Source organism: uncultured Sphingomonas sp. (assembly GCF_964235535.1).
In the GTDB taxonomy this organism is placed as follows: domain Bacteria; phylum Pseudomonadota; class Alphaproteobacteria; order Sphingomonadales; family Sphingomonadaceae; genus Sphingomonas.
Genome location: NZ_CAXSBH010000009.1, coordinates 40,761 through 54,766, shown reverse-complemented (window position 1 = coordinate 54,766; position 14,006 = coordinate 40,761). Strand labels below are relative to the sequence as shown.

Below are 14,006 nucleotides of genomic sequence, written 5' to 3'. Positions count from 1 at the left end.
GTTCTAAGGCGGTTGCGCGCCGGATCGGATGCGGCCAAACGGGGCTTCTCCCGCCGATGGCACCGCTTCCTCCTTTCCCCTGGATCGACGTCCTGATCATCGCGGCGCTGGTCGCGCTGAATGGCGTGTTCGCGATGAGCGAGCTGGCGATCGTGTCGGCGCGCAAAGCCCGGCTGGAGGCAATGGCGCGCGGCGGCAAGCGCGGCCCGCGCGCGGCGCTGGCGCTGGCGGCGGACCCGTCGAAGTTCCTGTCCACCGTGCAGATCGGCATCACGCTGATCGGCATCGTCGCGGGTGCCTATTCGGGGGCGAGCCTGGGCGGGCCGACGGCGGCACGGCTGGAGTTGCTGGGGCTGTCACGAGAGGCGGCGGGGACGGCCGGATACGTCCTGGTGATCGCGCTGACGACCTATGCGTCGCTGATGATCGGCGAGCTGGTGCCCAAGCAGTTCGCGCTCCGCAAGCCCGAGGGGATCGCGAGCGCCATTGCCTTGCCGATGCGCTATCTCGCGGTCGTCACCGCGCCGCTGGTATGGTTGCTCGACCGGAGCAGCGCGTTGATCTTCCACCTGCTCCGCTTGGACCGCGACGCGGAGGAGCACGTGACCGCCGAGGAGATCCACCACGTCGTCGCCGAGGCGTCGAAGTCGGGGGTGATCGACGAGCATGAGCGATCGATCATCTCGGGGGTGGTCAGGCTCGCCGACCGGCCGGTGCGCGAGGTGATGACGCCGCGTACCGAGATCGACTGGATCGATCTGGATGCAGGGCCGGACGCGATCCGCGCCACGCTGCTGGCGACGCCGCACACGCGGTTGCCGGTGGCGCGCGGGTCGATCGACGCGGTCGAGGGCGTGGTGCAGGCGCGCGACATCGTCGGCGCGCTGATCCGGGGCGAAACGCTCGATCTACACCGCTTGCTGCGCAAGGCGCCGGTGGTGATCGACCGGATCGACGCGATGGACGTGCTCGATGCGCTCCGCCGCGCGGAGGTGCCGATGGCGATGATCCACGACGAGTACGGGCATTTCGAGGGGATCGTGACGCCCGCCGACCTGCTGGCGGCGATCGCGGGCGATTTCCTGTCGGACACCGACCCGGGCGACGCGCCGTCGGTGGTCGAGCGCGACGATGGATCGCTGCTGGTGGCGGGGACGACCGCGGCCGATACGCTGGCGGACCGGCTGGGGCTGCATCTGCCCGAGGACCGGGATTACGCGACGGTGGCGGGGCTGGCGCTGTCGGTGTTCAAGCATCTGCCGGGCGAGGGAGAGAGCTTCGCGCTGCAGGGCTGGCGGTTCGAGGTGGTTGACCTGGATGGGCGGCGGATCGACAAGCTGCTGGTGAGCGTGGAAGGTTAGCCGCGAAGCGGCCATGCCCTCCACGCTCACCCGGCCGGCGCGGCCGAAAGCCGCGACCGATGACGCGGGATTTACTCCCGCGTCAGCTGAGGAGAGTATCAGTAAGCCGCGATTGATCGGGGAAGCGGGATATGAAACGCGTTCTCAAGGGACTGGCGCTCCTCGTCATCCTGGCGGTCGCGCTGCTGTTCGCCTGGGGCTACGCTCCCGACGGCGATGCGGCGTCGTTGCGCGCCAAATACATGAACGCAGCCTCTAGGTTCGTGGATGTCGGCGGCGGCTTGGCGATGCACGTCCGCAATGAGGGCAAGCGCGACGGCCCGGTGCTGCTTCACGGTTCCAACTCGTCGCTCCACACCTGGGAGCCGTGGGCGGAGCGGCTCGGCGGCACCTATCGCATCATCAACGTCGACCAGATCGGGCATGGCCTCACCGGGCCGAACCCCGCGGCCGATTACTCGAGCGCGGCCTTCGTCGGAACGCTCGACAAGGCGCTGACCCGGATGGGCGTCGCCCGCTTCGCCCTGGCGGGCAATTCGATGGGCGGCTGGGTGGCATGGAACTACGCGCTCGCGCATCCGGACAAGCTCTCGGCGCTGATCCTCGTCGATGCCAGCGGCCCGCCCGACGCCGAGCCGACCGCGCTGCCCATCGGGTTTCGCATCGCCCGGACGCCGGGGATCAACAGGCTGGCGCGGGTGATCACGCCGCGCGGTCTGGTCGAGAGGAGCGTCCGCCAGTCGGTGAGCAACCAGGCCGTGATCGACGATGCGATGATCGATCGCTACCACGAGCTTCTGCTCTATCCGGGCAACCGGGACGCGACCGCACGGCGCGGCGCGACGGCGCGCAACGTGGCCGATCCCGACGCGCTCGGCAGGCTGCGGGTGCCGACGCTGATCCTGTGGGGCGCGGAGGACAAGCTGATCCCGGTGTCTGCCGGGCGCTGGTTCGCGCGGACGATCCCCGGCTCGCGGCTGATCGTATATCCGGGCATCGGCCACCTCTCGATGGAGGAAGCGCCCGATCGATCGGCGGCCGATGTCGCGGCGTGGCTTCGGTCGATTTAGGCTTGCACTCGACCCTCTCCCGCCTTTGCGGGAGAGGGAAAGACACGCGCAGCGTGGCGAGGGTGAGGGGCGGGCCTGCACGGCGAGAGGTCCGACCCTCACCCTGGCGCGTACCGCGCCTGTCCCTCTCCCGCGAAAGCGGGAGAGGGTTTGAATGTGGCTGGGCCGGTGCCGTCAAAGACGTCCGAAAACGGCCTCGAAGCCTTTGGTATCGCCCGCCGCCAGGAAGCGGGCCTGCTCCACCCACCGGTCCCTGTGCAGCCTCCCCGAGAACGGCCCGAGCTGCGCATCCACCGCCGCCGCCTCGTCGGCGTCGAGTGCGGCGATCTGGCCGACCGACGACAGTCCCAGCTCGGCCAGCCGCGTCGCGACCTTGGGGCCTAGCCCCTTCAGCTGCGTGACCGCGCCGTCCGTGGGTGAGGGAACCGCGGGCGACGGCGCCGCAGGTACCGGGTCGGCGGGTGTCGCGGGGATCGCCTCGATCGATGCGGGTGCGACGATGCGTTCGCGGGCGAGGGGGATCGGATGGGGCTCGGTCGGCTTGAACGCTTCCGGGCGTATCGGGGAAGTTAGGGGCGCGGGCTCCGGCGGGACGGGGCGGGCGAGCGGCGGCGCCGGATCGGATGGCGGCGGCGCTTCGGTCGCCTCGAAGGCTCCCGCAGCATCCGCCTCGGCCTCTGCGCGCCGCTCGGCCGCGCGGCGGGCGCGCGAGCGGGCGATGCCGACCGCGATCAGCGCCAGCGTGGCGAGGATGAGGAGCGCCAGGATGACGAAGTGGAAGGTGGTGAACGCGCCGGCGCCGGGCGGGGTGATGGCCATCGAGGTTCCTTCAGGCGGCGAGCCTTCGGCCCGTATCCGCATTCCGCATCAACCCCCGTCCGCCGCGCCGGTTGCGCCGGGCGCGTCAGCTTAAGCGACCACCGACTTGGCCGCGTTCGCGCGCGACCTCGCGCCAGCCGATGTCGCGGCGATGGAAGCCGCCCGGAAAGTCGATCGCGTCGACCGCTCGGTAGGCCTGCGCCTGCGCCTGCGCCGCGCCGTCGCCCAGCGTGGTGATGGCGAGGACGCGACCGCCGGAGGCGACCAGCGCTTCCCCCTCGGCGCTCGTGCCGGCGTGGAAGACGAGCGCGCCCGTCGCCTCCGCGCGCTCGATCCCGTCGATCCGGCCGCCGGTTACGGGCGTTGCTGGATAGCCCCGGGCGGCGACGACGACCGTCAGCGCGGTTTCGGGGATGAAGCGGGCGGGCGGCAGCTCGCCCAGGCGGCCCTCTGCCGTGGCGAGCATCACCACCAGCAGGTCGCCGTCGAAGCGGGGCAGGACCGCTTGCGCCTCCGGATCGCCGTACCGCGCGTTGTACTCGATGAGCTTGGGGCCTGCCGGCGTGAGCATCAGCCCGGCATAGAGCACGCCGGAGAAGGGCGTGCCCGCGTCGCGCATCGCGGCAAGCGTGGGCTCGACGATCTCGGCGAGCGCGCGGGCCTGGAGCTCGGGGGTGAGCACGCGCGCGGGGCTGTAGGCGCCCATGCCGCCGGTGTTGGGGCCGGTGTCGCCCTCGCCGACGCGCTTGTGGTCCTGCGCCGAGCCGAAGGGCATGGTCGCGGTCCCGTCGGTCAGGACGAAAAGGCTCGCCTCCTCGCCGTCGAGGAACTCCTCGATCACCGCCTCACCCGGTCCGTCGAACAGGATGTCGAGCGCGGCGGCGGCTTCGGTGGGGGTGTAGGCGATCGTCACGCCCTTGCCCGCCGCGAGCCCGTCGGCCTTGATGACGACGGGAAGCGAAAAGGTGGTGGCGAGCGCGGCGTCCGCTTCGGCGCGGGTGCGGACGCGCAGGTAGCCCGCGGTGGGGATGCCGGCGCGCGCGCACAGGTCCTTGGTGAAACCCTTCGACCCTTCGAGCTGGGCCGCCCCCGCCGACGGTCCGAAAACCGGGATGTCGGCCGCGCGCAAGGAGTCGGCCAGGCCGTCCACGAGCGGGGCTTCGGGGCCGATGACCACCAGGCCGACTCCGTGATCGCGCGCGAAACCGACGACGGCGACATGGTCGGCGGCGTCGAGCGCGACCAGTCGGGCATGACGCGCAATCCCGGGGTTGCCTGGCGCGGCGTAGAGCGTACCTAAGCTCGGCGACCGGGCGAGCTTCCAGGCGAGCGCGTGCTCGCGGCCTCCCGATCCCAAGAGCAGGACGTTCATGGCTTCCCCCTATCCCGATGCGTCCCGGCTGGTAGCCGAGCCCGTTCCCGGCGACAACGCGCTGACGCTGACCGTGGGCGAGTTGGCGGGCAAGCTGAGGCGCGTGGTCGAGGGCGAGTTCGGCCATGTGCGGCTGCGCGGCGAGATATCCGGCTATAAGCGCGTCGCGTCGGGGCACGCGTATCTGGCGCTCAAGGACGAGAGCGCGGTGATCGACGGGGTGATCTGGAAGGGGCAGGCGTTGGGCCTCGCGTTCCAGCCGCAGGACGGCGTGGAGGTGATCGCGACCGGCAAGCTCACCACCTATCCGGGGCGCTCCAAATACCAGATCGTCATCGAGCGGATGGAGCTGGCGGGGGCGGGCGCGCTGATGGCGCTGCTCGACAAATTGCGCGTGAAGCTGGCGGGCGAGGGGCTGTTCGACCGCGCGGCCAAGAAGCCGCTGCCTTACCTGCCGCGCGTGATCGGGGTCGTGACCTCGCCGACGGGGGCGGTGATCCGCGACATCCTCCACCGGCTGGAGGACCGCTGCCCGACGCACGTCGTGGTCTGGCCGGTCAAGGTGCAGGGCGAGGGATCGGCGGCCGAGATCGCGGCGGCGGTGCGGGGGTTCGACGCTTTAGGGGAGGGCGGGCCGGTGCCGCGTCCCGACCTCCTCATCGTCGCGCGCGGGGGCGGGTCGGTCGAGGACCTCTGGTCGTTCAACGAGGAGGTCGTCGTGCGCGCGGTCGCCGAGTGCCGCATCCCCGTCATCTCGGCGGTGGGGCACGAGACCGACACCACCTTGTGCGACCACGCCGCCGACCTGCGCGCGCCGACCCCGACCGCCGCCGCCGAGATCGCGGTGCCCGTGCTCGCCGACCTGCGCCTCACCATCGCGAGCCATGGCGGGCGGACCGAGCGGTGCGCCCGGCGGTATGTCGAGCGCGGGCGCGAGCGGCTGGAGGCGCTCGCGCGGGTGATGCCCAGGCGCGACGCGCTGCTCGGGCCGCAGCGCCAGCGCGCGGACGAGTTGGGGCTCAGGCTCGACCGGGGGCTCGAGCGGCGGGTGGCGCTCGCGCGCGGCGTGCTCGACAGGGCGGGCGGCGCGCTGCGTCCGGCGGTGCTCGAGCGACGCATCGAGGGTGCGCGGTCGGCGCTCGACGCGACCTGGCGGCTGGTCGGATCGCTCAGCCCGCAGCGGGTGCTGGAGCGCGGCTATGCCCGCGTGACGGCGCGGGGCGGCGAGACGTTGGTGGACGCGGGCGCGGCGCGCGCGGCCGGGGCGGTGACGCTGCATTTCCACGACGGCGCGGTGGAGGCGCAGATCGGCGGGCGGCTTGAGCGTGGGGGCGGGCGGCCCTATCCTGTTAGCCGACCCGAACAGCCCTCGCTGCTCTGACCGGACGGAACCCGCGCATGCTGATGTCCAACACCGACCGCCCCGCGCGGCTGCATTACATGGCCAACGGCTTCCGTGTGCTCGCACCCGGCGACCATGTGCTATGCGCGGTGTCGGGCGCGCGGATCGCGCTGGGCGACCTGCGATACTGGAGCGTCCAGGGGCAGCGGGCGTTCGCCACCGCCGCGCTGGCGAGCGAGGCGCTCCGCCCGCGATGAGGGCGGTCGCGCTGGCGGCGTTCATGTTCGCCGCGCCGGTGGTCGCGCAGACTGCAACAGAGGCGTTCCGGCTCACGGGGACCCCGACGAAGGGCGGCCTCATCGCCGGCGAGGCCCCGGCGGGGTCGGTGTCCGCCGAGCTGCGCACGCCCGGCGCGCCGCCCGCGCCGCTGACGCTGGTTGAGGGGCGGTTCATCGCCGGGTTCGACCGTGACGCGCCATCCACCGCGGAGCTGGTCGCTGTGCTGGCCGACGGGCGCGAGGTCCGCCGAAGCTTGAGCGTCGGCCTGCGCGCCTGGTCGATCCAGCGGGTCGACGCGCCGCTCCGCGCGGGCCGCACGACCGCCAAGTTCGACACGGTCCGCCCGGGCGAGCTCGCGCGGATCGCCGCCGCGCGCGCGGTCGACACGGGCGCGACCGGCTGGCGCGAGCCGATGCGCTGGCCCGCGACCGGGCGAGTGTCGGGGGCGTTCGGGGCACAGCGGGTCTACCGGGGCGTACCCGGCTCCTTTCACTCGGGCGCGGACATAGCGCTTCCGACGGGCGCGCCCGTGGTCGCGCCCGCGGGCGGCGTGGTGGTGCTCGCGGCCGACCCGGCGCGGCCGTTCACGCTGGAGGGCAACCTGCTGATCGTCGATCACGGCGCAGGGTTGTCGAGCGCGTTCCTGCATCTGTCGCGCATCGATGTGAGGCTCGGTGAGCGGGTGGCGGCGGGCCAGCGTATCGGCGCGGTCGGCGCTACCGGCCGCGCGACGGGGCCGCATCTGCATTGGGGCCTGCGCTGGCGCGACGCGCGGCTCGATCCCGCGGCGGTCGCGGGGCCGATGCCCTAGCGCAGACGCTTGACCAGGAAGGTGCGTCCGCCGGCGATGGAGGCACGGAAGCCGCCGAGCGTCGCGGTCCTGAGCGCGATCGGGGCGCTCGCCTTGGGCGGGAAGGGCAGCGTATCGACGCTTTGCCACACCGACCCGTTGGCCAGTTCCAGGTTCCACCGGCCATATGGCCCTGCGGGCTTGGCCATGCGGATGGTGGTGTCCAACCGGCTGACCTCCGTCGCCCGGTCCGCCTCGCCGCCGCCGAACACGTCGCTCGGCGGATTGGCGAGGCCGAAGCGTTGGCGCTTGCGTTCGACGACCTGCCGACGGTCGAGGACGAGCAGGTCGCCGCTCGTGCGCGCGGCGGCGATGCGCGCGGCCAGGCGGTCGAAGCAGGCGAGGCGGTCGCCGTCGGCCGCGATCGCGCGGCATTCGGTGAGCCGGTCGACGGTACGGGACACGTCCGCCGATCCTTGCGCGACGATGGGAGCGAAAAGGGCGATGACGATCGGGAGCATCGGATGTCCTGGAGTTTGACGGCGAGAACGCGCGTCTAGCGCGGTGCGTGGCCGCCCCGTGTATCGGATTTGCAACACTCGCGTGCAAAACAGTCATGCGCCCCGGTCGCGGAACCGAACGGCGTTGCAGTGCGGCACACCTTCCCTCTACGCTGCGCATCAAGACTGAAACAATTCGGTCCATGAAACAAAACGCGGCCCGCTGCCGCTACGAGGGGCTCTATTATGATGAACGCTCGCGCACGCCTGCTGGCGTCGACGCTGCTGGTGGGGGCCGCGATCCTCGCCGTTCCCGCCCAGGCGCAGATCCTGCCGCAGGAAGGTGCGGTCGAGAACCCGTCCGCGTCGCAGACGCCGCAGACTGCGGCCGACGACGATCAGGTCGTCGAGGGCGGCGAAGTCGTCGTCACCGGGTCGCTGATCCAGAACCCGAACCTGGTCGCCTCCAACCCGGTCACGGTGGTTTCCGAGCAGGAGATCGAGCTTCGCCAGAGCAACACGGCCGAGGCGCTGCTGCGCGAGTTGCCGGGCGTGGTCCCGTCGATCGGTTCGGCGGTCAATAACGGCAACGGCGGCGCGTCGTTCGCCAACCTTCGCGGTTTGGGTTCGAACCGCAACCTCGTGCTGCTCGACGGCGTGCGGATCGTTCCCGCCGAGCTCCAGGGCCGCGTCGACCTGAACAACATCCCGCTTGCGCTGGTCCAGCGCGCGGACGTGCTGACGGGCGGCGCGTCGACCACCTACGGCGCGGACGCGGTCACGGGCGTGATCAACTTCATCACGCGGTCCGACTTTTCGGGCATCGACCTGAATGTGTCGAACCAGATCACTGAGCGCGGCGACGGCAACATCTTCCGCGTGGATGCGACGATCGGCGCAAATCTGGAGGACGGCCGCGGCAATGTGGTGTTCTCGATCGGCTATCAGGAAGTGGACGAAGTATTCCAGGGCGACCGGGACGTATCGCGGTTCCAGGTCGACTCGTTCTCCGGCGCGGTCGGCGGCTCGGGCACGTCCGTCCCCACGCGCTTCTCCAACGTCAACCCGACCGGGGCTGATTCGATCGCGGGTGTGAACGCGGTGCAGGGCACGCGCCAGATCAATGCGGACGGCACGGCATTCCGCCCCGGCGCGGCGTTCGACCCCTTCAACTTCAATCCGCTGAACGTCTTCCAGACCCCGTTCGAGCGGTTCAACATGTACGGCGCGGCGAATTACGAGCTGTCGGACGCGGTCGAGGTCTACACGCGCGGCTTGTTCTCCAAGAACACCGTGTCGACGCTGATCGCGCCGTCGGGCGCGTTCGGCACTCCGGTCACGGTCAGCCTCAACAACCCGTTCCTGACTACCGCGCAGCGCAACGCTTTCTGCGCGTTCGACACCAATTCCGGGGTCGGCATCACCCGGAGCCTGTCGCAGGCGCAGTGCGACCTGGCCGCAACGGCGACCAGTCGCACCGACCCGAACTACCGCGAGGTCGCCACGGCGGTGTTCCGCCGCGCGACCGAGCTCGGGCCGCGCGTGTCGGACTTCCAAACGACCATCTTCGACTATCGCCTGGGCCTGCGTGGACCGATCGTCGGCAATATCAATTATGACGTGTTCGGCGCATATGGCGAGTCGGAGAACGTCCAGACTCAGTCGGGCTACACGCTCAACTCCCGCGTGCAGCAGTCGCTGTTGGTGAACGGCAACACGCCGGGCACGGTAAGCTGCCAAAATCCTGCCAACGGCTGTGTCCCTACTAACTTCTTCGGTCCGGAAGGCTCGCTGACGTCCAATCAGCTCGCCTTCCTCCAGGGTTCGAGCCAGATCTCGGTAGAGGTTTCGCTGGCGCAGGCGCGCGGTACGATCTCGGGCGATTTCGGGCTGGTCAGCCCGCTCGCGACCGAGGCGATCGGCTTCGCGGTCGGCGGCGAATACCGCAAGTACCGCGCTTCGCAGTTCTCCGACACGCTTTCGCAGTCGGGCGATCTCGGCGGCTCGGGCGGTGCGGCGCCTCTGATCAACGGCGGATATGAAGTGTACGAGGCGATCGGCGAGCTGATCGTGCCGCTGATCGTCGATCGGCCTTTCTTCAAGAGCCTGCAGATCGAGGGCGGCATCCGTTATTCGGACTACACCGTTCTGGCGGCGAACGAGCGGTCGTTCAGCACCACGACGTATAAGGGCGCAGGCAGCTGGGAGCCGTTTGACGGCGTGAAGATCCGCGGCAACTATGCCCGCGCGGTGCGCGCGCCCAATATCGCCGAGCTGTTCAACCCGGTGAACACGACGCTGACGAATCTGGCAGACGATCCGTGCGCCAACCTGCGTGACAATGGTTCGCAGATCCCCGGGCGCGCGGTCCCGACGGGCGTGCTCCGCGACGTCTGCATCGCCCAGGGAGCTCCGGCGGGCGTCATAGGGTCGATCGCCGTCCCAACGGCGGGTCAGGCTCAGTCGACCGGCGGCGGCAATCTCGATCTGACCGCCGAAAAGTCGAACAGCTATACGGTAGGCGGCGTGTTCACGCCGAGCTTCCTGCCCGGCTTCTCGGCCTCGGTCGACTACTACAACATCAAGATCAAGGACGCGATCACGCAGCCGGCACCGGCCGATGCGATCGCCGCCTGTTTTGGTGCTCTCAGCGTCACGAACCCGGCGTGCCTGGGAATTCGGCGCAACCCGATCGACGGGTCGCTGTCAGGCGACGCCACGACGACGTTGGGGCTTCCGCTGACCCTGTCCAACTTGGGGACGCTGAAGACCGACGGTATCGACGTAGTGCTGAACTACACTCAGGATATTGGCGAGGCCAAGCTCGGCTTGAGCTTCAACGGCAACTGGACCAACAGCAGCAAGTTCCAGGCGACGCCGAACTCGGTCAACCGGGACTGCGTCGGTCTATACAGCACGAACTGCAGCCTCACCGGATCGATCCAGCCGGAATTCAGCTGGAATCAGCGCACCACCATCGGCTTCGGGGACGTCGACATCTCGCTGCTATGGCGGCATCTCGACCGCGTCGATTACGAGTTCGCGAACGATCCGGAGGACGCGGCGTTCTCGGGGACGCTTGGTGGTGGGCTCGGTGCGCTAACCGGGCGGACCGTAGACTTCAACCGAATCAAGGCGCGTGATTACTTCGATTTGTCGGCGCGGATCGGCGTGTCGGAAAACTTTACGCTGATCGCGCTGGTGCAGAACCTGCTCGACAAGGACGCGCCGCTGGTGGGCAATACGGTCGGCAACACCACTTTCAACGGCGGCAACACCTATCCGTCGACCTACGACCCGCTCGGTCGCCGGTTCACCGTCACGGGCCGCGTCCGCTTCTGAGCGGAAGCGTTTCGGGGAAGTCTGGGGGCGGGCCGCGAGGCTCGCCCTTTTTCGTTTGGACGCTTCAGGCCAGGAGAGGTCGGGCCAGTCGTAAGGCGATCCCGGCCCTCTCGGCGACCGTTACCGCCCAGCGTTCCACGAGCTGGATCTCCTCGCGGTGGGCGTCGGACGCGGCTCGGTGCAACACGTCGCGGGCGGCGGCGTCGAATGCACCGCCGGTCTTGGCGTGGCGGGTGAAGATCGGCCCCGCCGCAATCGCGGCCGCCGCCGTGCGGTCCAGCGCCAACCCGTAATGGAGGGCAGCCGCTCCGAGCGCTCGCGCCGGGTTCGTCAGCAGGTCGACGCTCGACAGGGTCGCCACCCTCGGACCGAAGCGCGCCGCCAGAGCGGCGAACTCACGGTGTTGGGCGAGCCAGCCGAGCGCGGCGACCTGAAGGTCGGAATGGCGGAACAGCTCCTCGGGCGTGAAGCCGAACGGGTCCGCGCCGCCCGCCAGCAGCTTGGCCCACAGGTCGCGCACCCATAGGCGGCCCTCCAGCCCCTTGGAGGCGACGGACGCGATGAAGGTCCGGAGCGGCGCGTGAAGCAGGATCGCGCGCGCGTCCGTGCGTAGCGCCAGCGCGGCGGGGGCGAGTGGATTGACGAGGTTGGACGGCTTGATCAGCACGGCCTCGCCCGGCCGGGCGGTCTGTTCGAGCAGGAGCAACACCTCGTCGAGCGCCCTGGCGACGAGCGCCGGCGCGCCGCCGCGACCGCGCCAGCCGATCAGGTCGTTCAGGATCACGGGCTCCTTCAGCGCCGCGGCCACGCCGTCGATATCGAGCGCCCGGGCGAGCAACGTTGAGCAGCAGAAGGCCGAGTGGAAAAGGAAGTGGACGGGCGCGCGCCGCGCCGCCCCGGCCACCGTCGCCGCGCGCGCGGCCGGCACCGCACGGGCCGCGCCGGGCAGGTTCTCGTCGGTCAAAAACGTCGCGGCGCATAGCTCCGCGCGCGTCGCCGGGATGAGGTGGAACAGGTCGCGCTCGGGATCGAACCGATGCGCGAACCAGTCCGGCTCGGCGATCAACGCGGCATTGGCGGTTTGAGCGTTCGTCATGCAATGCTTGGTGCCACGAGCCTGTGCCGGTCGTCACCCCTCGTCTCGCGCGCCCTCTTTCCGGCGATGCCAAAACCGTGCATGTTCGCGGTTGAAACGAAGCGGAAAGGGCGGTGACATGATGCGATCGGCGGTGTTGACGGCGGCGGCGTTGGGGCTCGGTTCGGCGGCGGTCGCCCCGGCGGGGCAAGCTCCAGTGCCTGGTCCGGTGAAGCCCAAGATGATCTGTAAACGATCCGCCGATACCGGATCGCTGGTCGCCAGGCGCCGCGAATGCCGGACGCGGGTGGATTGGGACCGCATCGCGGAGGCGGCGCGGATGGGCGGCCAGTACGAGATTGACCGACAGATGACCCGCCCCGGCGGCACGTAGAACCGAGCGGTCGGACTTGGCGGGTTCAAACGATCCCACCGTCGCGCGCCTGATGCAGGCCGCGTCGCAGGCGAGCGGTCGGGGCGATCCGGCAGCGTTCGCGGCGGCCCTGCATCAGGTCGTAGAACGCGCGCCGGATCATGCGGAGGCGCTGAATGCGCTTGGCATGCAGTCGCTGGCGACCGACCCTCGCGAGGCTGAGGCGCTGTTCGCGCGCGCCGCCGCGGCCGATCCGAACGCCGCGCCATTATGGATGAACCTGGCGACCGCGCGGCGGCGGTTGGGGGACGATCCGGGCGAGCGCGCGGCGCTGGAGGGGGCGCTGGCGGTCGATCAGCGGCATTTGATGGCCAACGTGCGGATGGCCGAGCTGCATGAGCGGGTGGGCGAGCCGAACCAGGCGGCATTCCGGTGGGGCGGGGTGGTCAGCGTCGTCGAGGCGACGGCGCCGCGCCCGGCCGCGCTGGACGATCTTCTCGCCCACGCCCGCGCGCGGGTGGCCGACCGCGGCGTGCGGTTCGGGGGGGAGGTGGACGCGCAGCTCGAGACAGCCCGCGGCGGGGTCGACCCCGCCGCGCGGCGGCGGTTCGATGCGTGCGTCGATGCGATGCTGGGGCGGCGGCGGGTGTTCCATAACGAGCCGCACGGGCTGCATTTCCCGTTCCTGCCCGCCGACGAGTTCTTCGACCGGGCGCTGTTCCCCTGGATGGCCGAGCTGGAGGCGGCCGCGCCCGCGATCCGGGACGAGCTGGAGGCGCTGCTCGCCGCGCCCGACAGCGGCTTCGCGCCGTATGTCGACATGACTCCGGGCTCGCCGGTGAACAAATGGTCCCCGCTCGACCGGTCGGACGCGTGGAGCGCGCGCTATCTCTGGAAATATGGCGAGCGGCAGGCGGACGTGTGCGAACGCTGTCCGGCGACGGCGGCCGCGCTCGCCCGCGTCCCGCTCGCCGATATGCCGGGGAGGGGACCAACCGCCTTCTTCTCCGTGCTGAAACCCGACACCCGCCTCCCCGCGCATACGGGGGTGAGCAACGTCCGCGCGATCGTCCATCTGCCGCTGATCGTGCCGCCGGGGTGCGGTTTCCGGGTCGGGGGCGAGACGCGGGCGTGGGTCGAGGGCGAGGCGTTCGCGTTCGACGACACGATCGAGCATGAGGCGTGGAACGGCTCGGACGCGGTCCGCGCGGTGCTCATCCTCGACGTGTGGAACCCGCACCTTTCCGCCGCCGAGCGCGACATGCTGCGCGCGCTGTTCCGCACGCTCGGCGCGCTGGAGGACGCGCCCGCGGGGATGGGCGCGGTCGCCGACTAGCTCACCCCACCGCCAGCGCGAGCTTGCCCTCGCCCTCGTCCACCCGCACCGTCTGGCCGTCCTTGACCGCCCCGCGCAGGATCAGGTCGGCGAGGGGATCCTGGAGGTGGCGCTGGACCGCGCGCTTCATTGGCCTGGCGCCGTAGACGGGGTCGTAGCCGACGCGGCCTTGGATCAACCCCGGTGTTGCTCTTCAATCGTCGTCCAAGATGCCTAGCTCCTCCGTAACCTGCAGAGCATGGCGAATGTATCGGAATTGCAACACTTCGTTCTAAAAGCTTGTCACGTGGCGCGCCCGGGTTCGAACCACATTGCCGACGACCATTCTTCGACATTAAAGTTATCAA

At 70.2% G+C, this 14,006-nt stretch carries 12 protein-coding genes and 1 pseudogene; 8 read left to right on the top strand and 5 right to left on the bottom strand.

Features of this window, described 5'->3' with window-relative positions; genetic code table 11:
* Positions 1-56 precede the first annotated feature (56 nt).
* Together ACFE7F_RS04875 and ACFE7F_RS04870 are read left to right on the top strand one after the other, a co-directional pair.
* On the top strand, positions 57-1,361 hold the full coding sequence (locus tag ACFE7F_RS04875; RefSeq protein ID WP_375402718.1) for a hemolysin family protein: 1,305 nt from the start codon (positions 57-59) through the stop codon (positions 1,359-1,361).
* 131 nt (positions 1,362-1,492) lie between these two features.
* The gene (locus ACFE7F_RS04870; protein ID WP_375402717.1) at positions 1,493-2,431 is read left to right on the top strand and encodes an alpha/beta fold hydrolase; all 939 of its coding nucleotides are present in this window, start codon (positions 1,493-1,495) and stop codon (positions 2,429-2,431) included.
* Between the two features lie 174 nt (positions 2,432-2,605).
* On the opposite strand, the gene ACFE7F_RS04865 is transcribed toward ACFE7F_RS04870, so the two are convergent.
* Positions 2,606-3,250, bottom strand: coding sequence for a hypothetical protein (locus ACFE7F_RS04865; protein ID WP_375402716.1), 645 nt, complete (start codon positions 3,248-3,250; stop codon positions 2,606-2,608).
* Between the two features lie 85 nt (positions 3,251-3,335).
* A complete protein-coding gene (gene purD, locus ACFE7F_RS04860; protein WP_375402715.1) occupies positions 3,336-4,622 on the bottom strand; it encodes a phosphoribosylamine--glycine ligase in 1,287 nt (428 codons plus the stop codon).
* On the opposite strand from purD, the gene xseA reads away from it, so the two are divergent.
* Genes xseA through ACFE7F_RS04845 form a run of 3 tightly spaced genes read left to right on the top strand, consistent with a single transcriptional unit; the run spans position 4,621 to position 7,054 of the window.
* Positions 4,621-6,003, top strand: coding sequence for an exodeoxyribonuclease VII large subunit (xseA, locus tag ACFE7F_RS04855; RefSeq protein ID WP_375402714.1), 1,383 nt, complete (start codon positions 4,621-4,623; stop codon positions 6,001-6,003). The two genes, purD and xseA, sit on opposite strands and share 2 nt — an antisense overlap.
* Before the next feature lie 17 nt (positions 6,004-6,020).
* Positions 6,021-6,221 (top strand): DUF2093 domain-containing protein, encoded by a 201-nt coding sequence (locus ACFE7F_RS04850; RefSeq protein ID WP_375402713.1) that lies wholly within the window; start codon positions 6,021-6,023, stop codon positions 6,219-6,221.
* Positions 6,218-7,054 (top strand): M23 family metallopeptidase, encoded by an 837-nt coding sequence (locus ACFE7F_RS04845; protein WP_375402712.1) that lies wholly within the window; start codon positions 6,218-6,220, stop codon positions 7,052-7,054. The genes ACFE7F_RS04850 and ACFE7F_RS04845 overlap by 4 nt, the downstream gene beginning before the upstream one ends.
* Here the strand turns inward: ACFE7F_RS04845 and ACFE7F_RS04840 are convergent.
* Positions 7,051-7,554: a hypothetical protein gene (locus ACFE7F_RS04840; protein ID WP_375402711.1), complete on the bottom strand. Its 504-nt coding sequence runs from the start codon at positions 7,552-7,554 to the stop codon at positions 7,051-7,053. The genes ACFE7F_RS04845 and ACFE7F_RS04840 overlap by 4 nt on opposite strands.
* Before the next feature lie 228 nt (positions 7,555-7,782).
* Between ACFE7F_RS04840 and ACFE7F_RS04835 the strand changes: the two genes are divergently transcribed.
* Positions 7,783-10,875 (top strand): TonB-dependent receptor domain-containing protein, encoded by a 3,093-nt coding sequence (locus ACFE7F_RS04835; RefSeq protein WP_375402710.1) that lies wholly within the window; start codon positions 7,783-7,785, stop codon positions 10,873-10,875.
* A gap of 64 nt (positions 10,876-10,939) precedes the next feature.
* On the opposite strand, the gene ACFE7F_RS04830 is transcribed toward ACFE7F_RS04835, so the two are convergent.
* Complete coding sequence (locus tag ACFE7F_RS04830) at positions 10,940-11,971, bottom strand: hypothetical protein (RefSeq protein ID WP_375402709.1); 1,032 nt, start codon at positions 11,969-11,971, stop codon at positions 10,940-10,942.
* A gap of 118 nt (positions 11,972-12,089) precedes the next feature.
* On the opposite strand from ACFE7F_RS04830, the gene ACFE7F_RS04825 reads away from it, so the two are divergent.
* Both ACFE7F_RS04825 and ACFE7F_RS04820 read left to right on the top strand, forming a co-directional pair.
* Positions 12,090-12,344: a hypothetical protein gene (locus ACFE7F_RS04825; protein ID WP_375402708.1), complete on the top strand. Its 255-nt coding sequence runs from the start codon at positions 12,090-12,092 to the stop codon at positions 12,342-12,344.
* Positions 12,345-12,360: 16 nt separating this feature from the next.
* Positions 12,361-13,659, top strand: a complete 1,299-nt coding sequence (locus tag ACFE7F_RS04820) for an aspartyl/asparaginyl beta-hydroxylase domain-containing protein (protein ID WP_375402707.1) — start codon at positions 12,361-12,363, stop codon at positions 13,657-13,659.
* 1 nt (position 13,660) lies between these two features.
* On the opposite strand, the pseudogene ACFE7F_RS04815 reads toward ACFE7F_RS04820, so the two are convergent.
* Positions 13,661-13,828: pseudogene (locus ACFE7F_RS04815) on the bottom strand (hypothetical protein); the annotation flags it as partial.
* Positions 13,829-14,006 lie beyond the last annotated feature (178 nt).